The 12,976-nt window shown below is 31.1% G+C and carries 12 protein-coding genes; 2 read left to right on the plus strand and 10 right to left on the minus strand.

What is annotated here, in order from left to right; translation table 11 throughout:
• Nucleotide 1: 1 nt before the first annotated feature.
• From ACWJKP_RS16055 to zwf, 7 genes are all read right to left on the minus strand, one after another.
• Nucleotides 2-574: an RnfABCDGE type electron transport complex subunit G gene (locus ACWJKP_RS16055; RefSeq protein ID WP_165413100.1), complete on the minus strand. Its 573-nt coding sequence runs from the start codon at nt 572-574 to the stop codon at nt 2-4.
• Nucleotides 575-580: 6 nt separating this feature from the next.
• Entirely contained in the window at nt 581-1,573 is a 993-nt protein-coding gene (locus ACWJKP_RS16060; RefSeq protein ID WP_165413099.1) for an RnfABCDGE type electron transport complex subunit D, read from the minus strand.
• The gene (gene rsxC, locus ACWJKP_RS16065; RefSeq protein ID WP_165413098.1) at nt 1,570-2,907 is read right to left on the minus strand and encodes an electron transport complex subunit RsxC; all 1,338 of its coding nucleotides are present in this window, start codon (nt 2,905-2,907) and stop codon (nt 1,570-1,572) included. The genes ACWJKP_RS16060 and rsxC overlap by 4 nt, the downstream gene beginning before the upstream one ends.
• A gap of 72 nt (nt 2,908-2,979) precedes the next feature.
• Nucleotides 2,980-3,399, minus strand: a complete 420-nt coding sequence (locus tag ACWJKP_RS16070) for a SoxR reducing system RseC family protein (protein WP_165413097.1) — start codon at nt 3,397-3,399, stop codon at nt 2,980-2,982.
• Nucleotides 3,400-3,958: 559 nt separating this feature from the next.
• Entirely contained in the window at nt 3,959-5,731 is a 1,773-nt protein-coding gene (locus ACWJKP_RS16075) for an aminopeptidase P family protein (protein ID WP_165413125.1), read from the minus strand.
• Nucleotides 5,732-5,867: 136 nt separating this feature from the next.
• Entirely contained in the window at nt 5,868-6,494 is a 627-nt protein-coding gene (locus tag ACWJKP_RS16080) for a cyclase family protein (RefSeq protein ID WP_462961314.1), read from the minus strand.
• Nucleotides 6,495-6,505: 11 nt separating this feature from the next.
• Nucleotides 6,506-8,011 (minus strand): glucose-6-phosphate dehydrogenase, encoded by a 1,506-nt coding sequence (zwf, locus tag ACWJKP_RS16085; protein WP_202881869.1) that lies wholly within the window; start codon nt 8,009-8,011, stop codon nt 6,506-6,508.
• Between the two features lie 388 nt (nt 8,012-8,399).
• Here zwf and ACWJKP_RS16090 point away from each other — a divergent pair, with 388 nt between their 5' ends.
• Both ACWJKP_RS16090 and ACWJKP_RS16095 read left to right on the plus strand, forming a co-directional pair.
• Nucleotides 8,400-8,657, plus strand: a complete 258-nt coding sequence (locus ACWJKP_RS16090) for a glycyl-radical enzyme activating protein (RefSeq protein WP_165413095.1) — start codon at nt 8,400-8,402, stop codon at nt 8,655-8,657.
• A gap of 82 nt (nt 8,658-8,739) precedes the next feature.
• On the plus strand, nt 8,740-10,107 hold the full coding sequence (locus ACWJKP_RS16095; RefSeq protein WP_462961315.1) for a TolB family protein: 1,368 nt from the start codon (nt 8,740-8,742) through the stop codon (nt 10,105-10,107).
• 165 nt (nt 10,108-10,272) lie between these two features.
• Here ACWJKP_RS16095 and ACWJKP_RS16100 read toward each other — a convergent pair whose 3' ends face one another.
• The 3 genes from ACWJKP_RS16100 to ACWJKP_RS16110 all read right to left on the minus strand — a co-directional run bounded on the left by ACWJKP_RS16100 (nt 10,273) and on the right by ACWJKP_RS16110 (nt 12,728).
• Nucleotides 10,273-10,731 carry a hypothetical protein gene (locus ACWJKP_RS16100; RefSeq protein ID WP_165413093.1) on the minus strand — a complete coding sequence of 153 codons (459 nt, stop codon included), beginning with the start codon at nt 10,729-10,731 and terminating at the stop codon, nt 10,273-10,275.
• 143 nt (nt 10,732-10,874) lie between these two features.
• Complete coding sequence (locus ACWJKP_RS16105; protein ID WP_165413092.1) at nt 10,875-11,837, minus strand: aromatic acid exporter family protein; 963 nt, start codon at nt 11,835-11,837, stop codon at nt 10,875-10,877.
• 150 nt (nt 11,838-11,987) lie between these two features.
• Nucleotides 11,988-12,728 carry a helix-turn-helix transcriptional regulator gene (locus ACWJKP_RS16110; protein ID WP_462961316.1) on the minus strand — a complete coding sequence of 247 codons (741 nt, stop codon included), beginning with the start codon at nt 12,726-12,728 and terminating at the stop codon, nt 11,988-11,990.
• Between the last annotated feature and the right edge of the window lie 248 nt (nt 12,729-12,976).

Below are 12,976 nucleotides of genomic sequence, written 5' to 3' on the forward strand. Positions count from 1 at the left end.
ATTATTTCCCCCCTACAAACTGTGTAACCTGTTCCACAGCTTCTTTGATACCTTTCGTTACCGCTTTTGAAGAAATGGTAGCCCCAGTCATAGCTTGAATATTATTTTCTTTTGATTTATCTTTTACGACTTCTAAATCTTTGGTTTTTTTACCTTTAAATTGACCTCTAAAAGGTTCTTTACCTGCATTTTCTCCAAGTCCGGGCGTTTCATTACTCTCTAATATAGCAAATTCAATAATTTTACCTTGTGGCGACACAGATACAATCATTTTTATTGCTCCCCCATATCCTTTACTCTCTGCTGGAACTATATATGCAATTACTTTCCCATTCTTTTCTGCAATAAACCATTCTTTTTTCCCCTTCACTGGCTCAAACTTTTCTGCATCCACCACCAATGACTTCATTGCATTAGTCTTCATCATAGCCGCTTTTTCTGCTGCAACTGGTGCTGTAAAAAAATAGGTTGAAGCAATAATTGCGCCTGATATGAAACAAGCAACTGTTAAATTCATAGCAATTTGAAAAATACTATACTCTTTATTATGCAAAACATTATTGTCATCTGACATTTTTCGCTACCTCCTTGCTCCAAATTTAACCGGCTTTATCACGCGATCTATAAGCGGTGTAACTGCATTCATTAACAAAATGGAATAACAAACCCCTTCTGGATATCCACCCTTTAGCCGAATTAGAACAGTAAGCGCCCCAGCACCCATAGCAAAGATCACCTGCCCCTTCTTTGTAATAGGAATAGTAACCATATCTGTAGCCATAAAGAATGCTCCTATAACAAGGCCTCCAGCCATAATATGGAATAGCGGATCTCCGCTAAATAAACCTGTCGGTCCAAATATCCAAGTTAAAATACCTACAGTTCCAATCATAAATACAGGAACTTCCCAATTTACATATCCTTTATAAATTAAATATATGCCTCCAATCACTAGTAAAACTGTAGATGTCTCACCAATACTTCCACTGCGAGCACCAATGAACATAGCTTTATACATTTGAGGTGCACTTCCAAATGTATCAATGAGTTTTCCATATCCTTGTTGTTTTAAAATATTTAAAGGCGTTGCAGTAGTTACTACATCTACACTTGTACTCATTCTTGTCCAAGTTGTCATTGCAATAGGCCATGATACCATAAGAGCTGCCCTACCAATATGAGCTGGGTTAAAAATATTATACCCAAGACCACCCATAGAATGCTTTGCTATTACGATAGCAATAAATGAACCAACTATCGCCATATAAGGTGGAATCGTCGGTGGCAAACACATTGCAAGCAATAGTCCTGTTAGGAATGCACTTCCATCAGAAATAGTTATTTTCTTTTTTCTAATTTTTTGCATTAGGCACTCGAACCCAACTGCTGACAGACTTCCCATAAGAAGTATAATTAAAGCAGGAATCCCAAAGTGATAAATCCCAAAAATTGCAGCTGGCGACAAAGCCAAATTCACAGTCCACATAATTTTAGAAATAGATGCCTCTGAACGTATATGTGGAGATGTTGAAATGGTAAAGAGATTATCTTGTAATTTTATTTCACTATTCATTTAGCTAACATCTCCTTTTTTTTTGCAGCATCCGCTGTATTTTGCATTTTACAATATCTAATGTATTGTACTATATTCCGCTTAGCGGGACATACATAAACACAACTTCCACATTCTGCACAATCAAAAAGATTTTGTTCAAGCTTTGCTTCTTCATACATGTTTTTTTCTCCCAATATACTTAGCATACTTGGATTAAGTCCACAAGGACAAATGCTTACACATTTCCCACAACGAATACAAGGAGATTGCTTTCCATTATTAATATCTTTTTTATTTAAACATAAAATTCCAGAAACGCCTTTAACAATAGAAACATTTAAATTTGATTGAGCAAATCCCATCATGGGACCACCCATAATAATTTTAGCTGGTGCCTCTACAAATCCACCACAATTTTCAATAGCATCTTTAAAACTTGTTCCAATTCTAAGCAAAAGATTTTTAGGTTCATTTACAGCACTTCCACTTACAGTTATTACTCTTTGAATCAAAGGAATTCCTTTTACCACAGCATCATATATTGCAATAACTGTTCCTACATTTTGAACAACGACTCCTACATCCATTGGCAAACTACCGGATGGAACCTCACGATCCACTAACACTTTAATAAGCATCTTTTCCGCACCTTGTGGATATTTAGTAGGAATTGCCTTAACTTCTACTCTGGTTCCTGCAAAAGTTTTTTGCATAGCACTAATTGCATCTGGCTTATTATCCTCTATTCCCACATATGCTTTTTGAACACCGAGGACCTTCATTACTATTTTTACACCAGTAAGAATTTGCTGGGAATACTCTAGCATCATTCTGTGATCTGCGGTTAAAAACGGTTCACATTCGGCCGCATTTAAAATAAAAGTATCAATTTTGTTTTCTTTTGGTGGCGATAATTTTACATGAGTTGGAAAAGTTGCCCCTCCCATTCCAACGATACCAGCTTCTTTAATAATATCTTTTATTTCATTATCATTTAACTTCTCCCAATCTCTTTCAATTGGAATTCCTTCTATCCAATCATCGAAGCCATCATTTTCAATTACAATAGAAAGACACTTTCCAAATACCGGATGAGGGTATTCTGCCACATCTATAACAATACCGGATATTGATGCATGCACAGGGCTAGATACAAAAACTGTGTTATTCGCTATAACCTGTCCTTTTTTTACAAAATCACCCTTAACTACAATGGGTGAACACGGCGCACCAATATGCTGCCTCACAGGAATAACAACCTTACTTGGCATTAGTGCTATTTCTATAGTCTTATCCGCGGTATAATTTTTATTATCATTTGGATGTATTCCTCCACGAAAACTTTTTATCACTTTCCCACCCCTATTTAGCATATTTTAAAATATATTGAATTATATAGATATCTTTAAATCAAAAAAACTATTTCAAGATAGAATCCGAGTAATAACAAGTTGCATTTCGTCATTATTATGAGCAAATTCATCAAAAATTTTTATATTCACTATGGACAATATAAATGTTAGTATTCCGCCTCCTATTTGAAAACCTCGCACAGAATAACCAATTTTTTTTGCTATTACTTGTCCAGCGATAACCCCCACTACAATAGCAATAAGAGGCACTATATATACAACAAAAGCTGCCATTAACATATTTGTTTCTTTCATTTCAAAGGCAATTCGTTGTCCAGCCTTAGCCCCAATAAAATTTTGAGCCTGAATCACCAATGAACTATCACCTGGGCATGCACCACAATTTTTACATTCGTTATGCCTACCTACCTTGACTTTCGCAATGTTATCCTCAAATGTTTCTATTATAATTCCTTCTTCCTCTTTTATCACCTTTACAGCTCCTCTCCTTGACTACAATATTAATTTTATTGTAAGGCTACGATAAAGTTTTTATATATTCCACATGTAAAATTATACACCGCCTGTTAAATTATATATTAATTTCAATTTCTACAACTTAAGATAGTTTTTTTCAGAGTAAAAGTCAATAATAATTAATTTTTTAACAAACAAATATATAATGATTTACATTTTTTTTACTCAAAAACCATTCTTTTGTAAATGTATACAAAACATTTTGTCCACCTTTTATTTTCACAATTCCTACTTATTCGTACTAATGTTTTGAACAATCCCTAACATATTACTGTGTTAAAGTATTAGCGTAAGCTCTTATATATTCTTTTTTCAGTATTATTACAATTTTATTTGTTAATATTTTTTTATTTTAACTCAATTTAATATTATTGTTAATTCGTGTTAAAATATTAACAATGCCTTCTTATGATACTAAAACTAAAAGTAATCATGCAAAAGCATTGCTAATAAGGAAATAAAAAAGAGATGCATTTGCATCTCTTTAACCCTTATTAATTCATTAATCTTATATTTATATTGCTATTGTTGCACCCTTTAAATACTCTAGTTCTTCTCCTTTTAAATATGGGGAAAGTTTCTCAAATACGGTTCTATGATAATTATTTAGCCACGCCTTTTCGTCATATGTTAATAAAAGCGCATCTATAGCTTCTAAATCTATAGGGCAAAAGGTTAAAGTCTCAAACTTCATAAATTGTCCACCATATTGAGTTTTTTCATCTTCCTTAACAGTAACTAAGTTTTCTATTCTTATACCATGTTTTCCATCCTTATAAACCCCTGGTTCATTGGACACTATCATTCCTTTTTCAAGCTTAATAGTACTGGCAGCCATAGATATTCGATGTGGCCCCTCATGAACATTTAAAAAGAAACCTACTCCATGCCCTGTTCCATGTTTAAAATTCATACCCGCATTCCAAAGTGGAATTCTAGCTATAATATCCAAGTTTGAACCAGTGGTTCCATATAAAAATCTCTGCATACTTAAATCAATCATTCCTCTTAAAACTAGAGTGAAATCTGTTTTCTCTTCTTCCGTTAATGGGCCTACTGCTAGGGTCCTTGTAATATCTGTTGTTCCATCTAAGTACTGAGCACCAGAATCTAATAAATAAAGGCCTTCTTTCTTTATAGTAGCCTGATTTTTTTCTGTAGCAGTATAGTGAGGCATAGATGCATTTGCTCCGTAAGCCGAAATAGATGCGAAACTTAAATCATAAAAATTTTCTCCTGCTTTTCTTATTTCGCAAATTTTATCTGATGCCTCTATTTCAGTAATATTACGCGTTTTTATAGTTTTTTTCATCCAGTTTATAAATTTAACCATAGCCACGCCATCACGTACCATTGCCTTTCTAACATTTTGAATTTCAACATCATTTTTTATACCCTTAAATTTTGTAGTTATATCCATAGCTTCTACCGTTTTAATCTTTATGGCACTATATATCCAAGTACTGTTTTTCGCTGGATCAAATAATATTGTTCCGGCTTTAATATTTTTTAAAAATTCCCCTATGCTATCGTATGGCATTATTTCTACATTGGCCTTTTCAAGCTCAGATCTAACTTTTGAATTAATCTTTATTTCATCTATAAATAAATAACATTTTTCCTCTGAGATAACTGTATAAGCTATTGTTAAGGGATTACATTTTACATCTCTTCCTCTAATGTTTAATAGCCATGCTATATCATCGAGTCCTGATATAACATAGTAATTTGCTCCCATATTCTTCATTTCCTGGACTACTTGCGCAAGTTTTGTTCCTCTTGACTTTCCTGCATACACTATATCGTGCAAAATCACCTCACTGGAGGGTCTTGCTGGTCTATCCTTCCATATTTTATCTATTAAATCTTCATTAACTTCAAATGAAAATTTCTTACTTTCTAACGCTTTCTCTAACCCTCTAAAATACTCTACTGAAATAACCTTGCCATCAAAAGCAATCTTTGCTCCTTCGCTAAGAGATTCCTTCAAAAATTCCTCAACAGTTGGAACATTACTCTCTCCCATTTTAAATAAAGTTACACCTGTACCTTGTAATTCACTTTCTGCTTGAATAAAATATCTTCCATCTGTCCAAAGATAAGCATCCGTAAGTGTTATAATTGCAGTACCAGCAGAACCTGTAAATCCTGTTATAAACGTTCTAGCAGTATAATGTTCTGCTACATATTCACTTTGATGTGGATCTGAACTAGGTACTATATATGCTTCTATGCCTCTTTCTCTCATACCATTTCTTAACTCTTCAATTCTTTCTTTTACATTCATCATATTCACCCCGTTAATTTGCAAGCGTTTACTTACAATTTTTAAATTACTTGTTTAATTATACCATAAATAAGTTGGGATTATTAAAACAAAAACTGTAATTTTATATAATTTTTAAGTTTTGAACTATAAGTACTTATATTAAGTCTTTTATTAAAACTATCCTAGCAGGAGCACCATCTGCTCCCTTAATTTTAAGTGGCATAGCACACATGAAGTATTCATCTTCTTTTATTTCTTTTAGTCTAACACCTTCTATTATAGTTATTCCCTTGCTAAAAAGAATTTTATGGGTTTCATGTTCTGGCTGAGACCTTTCTATTCCAAGTGAATCTATTGCTACTCCAATTATTTCTCTTTCTGCTAGATACTCTGCTCCACTTTTTTCAAGAAAAACAAAATCAAATTCAAACTCATTTGTGAATGAGTTGCGAGTTTTAAGCAATAAGAATTCACCTGGCCTTATGTTTTTATCCATAAGATCTTCTTTTGTTATTCCATTTACTATTTTTGTTAAATCCAAAACTCTACACTTTGTAATCAATTTATTTAAATCAATAGCATCAATAGTAGCACCCATATCATCTACATGATACGGTGCATCAATATGAGTTCCTGTATGTAAATTCATACATATACTAGATTCATTAATGCTATCCTTTGTGATTTTCCTTTCAAATTTAATCACTGGTCTTTTTCCCTCTATATTCTTGTATACTCCCATACTTTTTTCTATAGTCATAGATATATCATATATAATCATGTTACGCCTCCTTAATTTTGTGCTGTATTCCACCACTGTCCGCCATCCCGCTCAACTAAATGCATTGCTTCCTCTGGGCCTGAGGTCCCTGCTGAGTAATTAGGATAATTAGGTATATTATTTTCAAATCCTTTTTCAATACTTTCAATAAATTTCCATGAGTATTCAAGTTCATCCCATCTAGTAAACAAAGATGAGTTATTTCTAATTGCTTCAAGTAATAGCCTCTCATAAGCCTCGGGTGAATCATTTAAATACTTACAGCTTTGACAATAATCTAATTCAACTTTTTCCATTTTAAATTCACTACCTGGCCTTTTAGCATTTATCTGAAAGAAAAAGCCCTCTTCTGGCTGAATTTTTAAGACTAAAAGATTATGACTAATCTGATTAAACTCCTTATAATAATTAATTCCAGGAAGTTTTTTAAACTGAATAACTATCTCTGTGCTTTTAGTATCCATTCTTTTTCCTGCTCTTATATATATGGGTACTCCTCCCCACCGGAAATTGTCAATATAAGTCTTAAGGGCTATAAAAGTATCTGTGTTTGACACTTTTGATACCCTATCTTCGTCTCTATACGCCACCTCTTTTATACCATTGACAAAGCCAGAGCCATATTGACCCCGAACAATATTTTCCGTGCAAGTCTCAGCGGTAAAAGGTCTGAGTGATCGTAATACCTTGACTTTTTCATCTCTTATAGATTCAGGTTGGAAGTCTACTGGAGGTTCCATCGCAATCATAGTCAATATTTGTAACAAATGATTTTGAAGCATATCTTTTAAAATACCAGCATTTTCATAATATCCGCCTCTGTTCTCTACGCCTAAAAGTTCATAGGACGTAATTTGAATATTATCAATATAATTTGCATTCCATAGTGGTTCAAATAATGAGTTACCAAATCTTATTGCTAATATGTTTTGGATCATTTCCTTTCCCAGATAGTGATCTATTCTAAATATATCCTCTTCAGGTATAAGCTTTGATATGTTATCATTTAAAATCCTAGCCGTTTTCAAACTTGATCCAAAAGGCTTTTCGATCATTATCCTCTGCCAGCCAGTGTCTTTGCAAACCATAGCATTATTCTTTAAATTTCTAATTATCCCTTCAAAAAACTCTGGTGCAACTGCTAAATAATATAATCTTTTGCCTCCAGTTAAATATTTAGTCTCCATTGTTTCCAAAAATGAATCTAAATCCTTGTACGCTTCATTATCTGAAGTAAAATCAAAATTCTTATAAAAAATTTTCTTACTAAATTTATCCCATAGTTCTTCATTTAAAGAAAACCTAGAGAATTTTTTCACTGATTCATACATTTCTTCTCTATATTGCTGATTTATTTTTTCCCGTCTTCCTATAGACACAATTGTAAAATTTTCAGGTAATTTCTCCTCGTACATCAAACTAAAAATAGCTGGAATAAGTTTTCTTTTTGTCAAATCACCAGTTCCACCAAAAATTATAAATATACTAGAAAGTTCTTCATCCATACTTTTCTCCATTAAAAGTGCTCCTTCCTGCAATTCTTTTCATACGCACTATTTCTTATTTTTTTGTTCTGATCATAGCATATTAATTAATAACTACATCTACGGGTTTACTTAAATGAAATAGCTATCATATTACAATTTCAATTAATAATAATATACCACAAACTCATGAAATGCGTAAAAGTATATTTGCAAGTACTTTTGTTGAATTTCTATATATTGTATTTTTTTCATTAGAAATTAGTGTTTCTAAATAAAAAGCCAACCTGTAAAAAAATACAGATTAGCTTTATTTATATTCTATAAATCTACAATTGTTACACCTTTTCCGAATACCGTTTCAAAATCAGCTGTAAAATCCTCCACCGTCTTCGGAGAATACCGAAGCCTTGATTATGTAATGAAAGAGGTTATTATACGTATCCCCGTAATACCTGGTATCAATGATAGTTTGGAAGATGCGCAGGGCTTTTGTAATCTATTAAAAGAAGTGGGTGTAGCCGAAGTAAATCTATTACCCTTCCATCAATTTGGACAAAATAAATATTCCTTATTAAATAAGGAATACAAGTTTGCAGATGTTGCGCAACTACATGAAGAAGATTTAAACTCATATAAAGAGATATTTATTCAAAACGGCCTAAATTGTATAATATAATTTAGGCTATTTTTTATTCCAGTTTGTTTCATAGAAATCAGGGAATGCTATCTATAAAAAGATAGATTGGCGGTATGAAATCATGATAAATATAAAAGTAAAGGTGGAAAGCCTAACAATTACAATGTTATTGCTAGCTGCTATTGGCATTACAAGCGGCTATCCATCAAAAATCAGTAAAAGCGAAAAGAGCATAGGAACATTTAAATTACAAAATACTGCAATAAAAAAAACTCCAGACATTAAAAGTATGAACGCTGTGGTAATACGGAAAAATGAATTACTTTTAGTCTCCTTAAATGATAAAAATGATAATATCACATTAGATAGTGGAGGTACCTTTTCTCACCCACTCATATCTCCTGATAAAAGTCTGGTTTCATACATGAATGATAGTGTTTTATATATTACAACGGATAAACTGGAACATATAAAAGTAGTCGATAATGCGTCACAGTTATCATTTGCATGGCAAGATAAAAATACTTTACTATACTCTCCTACCACTGGCGGCTTATATGTTTATGATGTTGTAAATAAAATCAGTAAACCTTACCTTCAAAATGAGTTTAATTACCAAAATATTACCTTAGATAGTAAAGGAAGAATATATGCAGAGCAGTACCTATACTATAAAAAAAATGGATCTGATTATAGAAATGATTATGGAATATTATTTTTTGATCCAATAGCAAAAACACAAAAAATAGTTATAAAATCAATCCCAAGTAAAATAGATACAGGTGACGATTTAGGAATGTATCCTATCATAATCGGTATATCAAATGATGATAAGTATCTGTATATATGGAAACATCCACATGCAGGCTCTCTTCCAGCAGATGGAGTTGATTTGGCAGTGTACGATATTTCACAAAATAAATTAATAGAATATACTAATCCAAATATAATTTCACTAGGCTATAGTGATAATATATACCCAAACCCTAAAAACAGTAACTCTTTAGCATTAATCTACGGTGGTGGTAGAGAGATGGGTAATAACAAAGTTTTAGTTGTTCTAGATATCTTAACTGGCAAATTTCAGTCCTTATCCCCAAAGGGAAAAACAATCATGACACCTTATTACACAAATGATGAGAATACAATCCTATATGCTTCCTCTAAAGAACAAAAATATGTGCCTAGCGGCTTAACTCAATGGCTTTTAAACGGGCGACACCATATTTTCAGTATTGATACAACTACAAAACAAATAAAACAGCTTACAAATAACCAAAATTATTTCGATTTTTCGCCAATATATATAAATAACAAAGACATCATATTCTTCCGTAGTGATAAATCTGAAAATGTGTCTATTTGGAAATATGCTAATGGCCAGGAAACTATGCTTGCAGATGGTTTAATATTTTATGATGATATGAATTATCCAGCCCAAAACTATTTTGGTCATTTTAACACCACTCAGTATACTGATATACGATAGCAAATTGAAGTTATCCCCTTTCTATGGATGATTTTTACGTAATATAAAATTTATTACTTTCATTTATGATAAATAAAGTTCAAAAAGGTTCTAGCAAAATTGCTAAAGCCCTTTATTTAATAGCGAGAAAAATATATATTAAAAATAAATAGACCTTTTGAATCTTTATAGATTAATTACTCCATTTAATGTTGGTTTGTTTTCATCTCTTGAATTTAGCTCTATTATATCTGGTAATTTCCAATTTCTTATTCCTCTATTAAATCTCCGTGGTAATAGATATCTAGCTGGCTTATACCCCTTTTTCCGGTGATTCATTATATCTTCCTCAAACATGTTTTTTACTTCGTTCATATGACAACTATTTATTTTAATTTGTTTAAACTTAAGTTCACTTACAATTTTCAAAAACCTATCTACTTCACTTTGAAAAACTTTGGCAAAAAAAGCATTTGCCTTATTGCCATCACAAATTAATATTGGATTTAATTGACTTTCATTTATAATAGCTTTCAATTTAAATACATCTTTTTTACTCTTCCCAATAAAATAACCATAATTAATATAATTAGGATCACTATCTTCGGGAAAAATCACATTATATAACAATTCTTCTTCTTTCATTTTAATCCTCACCTTTCTAATAAAATACTAGATTAATAAAACTAAAATTTTCAAAGCCTCTGATATATATATTCGTTGTAGTTATTATAGTAGTTAATTGTAAATAATATGTTATGAATTTGTTTAGACTTGACTACGTATTGTTAATTTTCAAAACATTCTTTAAATTCCTTCTTGATAATTAAAAAGTCCTCTAAATCATTTAAAAATAGAAATAATAATGCCCTATTTTCAAATTCATTTCTATTCTTTGGCAATGCCATAATTTCATAATCTTTCCTAAGTAAAGTGAGCTTATTAATAAGTTCGATGCAATCATTATCTTCATGAATATTAGTTGCAACATCATTAGTAAATTCTGACAATGTTATAGTTTGATCATAGGTTATATAAAATCTTGAAAAATGTCTTTTCATTCTTTTTATAGCCTCTAATTGTATTTTTCTCATATCTATATAACTTACATAATAATCATTACTCTTAAACAAATGATTATTATTTATTATTTGTACCATCAATTTAGTATTTTTAATTAGTTTTTCAACACTCGAAATTACTTCTTGCTCATAAATTGGTACAGCTTGTGAAATCAAACTTAATGCCATATCTGATAATATTAATCTATATTGTTCTTCTATATTCTCTTTATTCTTCTCAAAATCCTCTTCTAATGATGCTGTATATAAATTAAAAACCATTGCAACCCCAATACCTATTATAGTTAACTTTGCTTCATTTATAATCCAAAAAATATTAATATCTGTACTTATTAAAAGATGTGTTGATAATACTGCGCCAATAACCATACCCTCACTTGTTTTCAAAATATTAGTTATCGGTATAAATATAAGTAAAAATAGTCCAAATACAATAGGATTATTACCAAGTAAAATATATAACATAAAAGATAAAAGTATAGCTACGGTCGATGCGATTATTCTCCTACCTGCAACTAATATAGATTCTTTCTTCGTATCTTGAATACTTAATATTGCAATTATACCCGAAGTTACTCCAAATTCTAATCCCATATAATTTGATATAATAATTGCTATTGTTGCAGACAAAGTTATCTTAACTGTTTTTGATTGTAAATATTTTATCATTTCACAACTTTCTCCTACTACCATAATTATATGGTATGTTCTTTATTTATAATTAACTTTTTTGCTTTTTATTTCAGTCAGGTTTCTTATTATGGTGCATCATATAACAAAAAACCTTTGAATTTCAAGGTTTTTTATTTGTTTTCTTTATCAAGTACAATCCATATTTCTATTGACTTTGCTAAGATAGCGATAGATACTAGGCTCTGAACAATAAAGTTGTTTTGCTACTTCACTTACAGCTCCCTTAAGCATAAAAACACCTTTTCGGTTTAATATATCAATGATATTTATCCGTTCATTCTTCGACAATCGATCAATAGGGATGTTATTGTCGTCTAATACCTTATTTAAAACAGTTTCTGTTACTTCGGCAATAGATCCCGAAAAGGTCTCAGTATTATCATTCAAAAGAGAATTAACAGATTCATATGTGCTATTTTGCTCAATTAATTTATCTGGGTGACAAAGCTTTAATATTTGGTCGCTTATATCTACATATTTTTTATCGTCGAAATTAATGCACAACATCCCCACAAGCTCATCGTTATCGTCCTTAATAAACATGGTTGAAGATCTCAATATGCGTTGATCTTTAGAAACTCCATTATAGTTGAGTTTATAGTTGTTATTTTTATAACTCTTATCTGATATAATACTCAGTGCTAGATTAGTCATGGGAGCACCAACTGTTCGTCCGCTAACATATCCATTCGCTATTGCAACTACGGAATTTGTATCGTATCCAAAATCATGTAAAGCAACTTCATAGTCTGGACCTAGGGACTTTCCTAAAAATTCTACAAGAATGCTATATTGTTTTAACATAATGTCATTCATTTTTCCACCTACTCTTATATATTTATTACACCACTTTATATGGAACTTCATAACTAGTGTATTTATTATAGAAATTTTAAAATCTAAATTTATAATATGCTATATAGATTATCACAATTATATAAAAGTTACAACGTAAACGTTACTTTATTAATAATTTATTATTAATAAAGTAATTACTTATCAACTACAAATTCATTTAAAGCTATAAAAAATCCTTAAATCAGGCAAAACAGTATAACAAATCCCATTTACTAGTAATTATTTCTACTTATTGTTAATAATTTTATTAAGACCAT

The sequence above is a fragment of the Clostridium sp. CM037 genome (genome assembly GCF_055081095.1).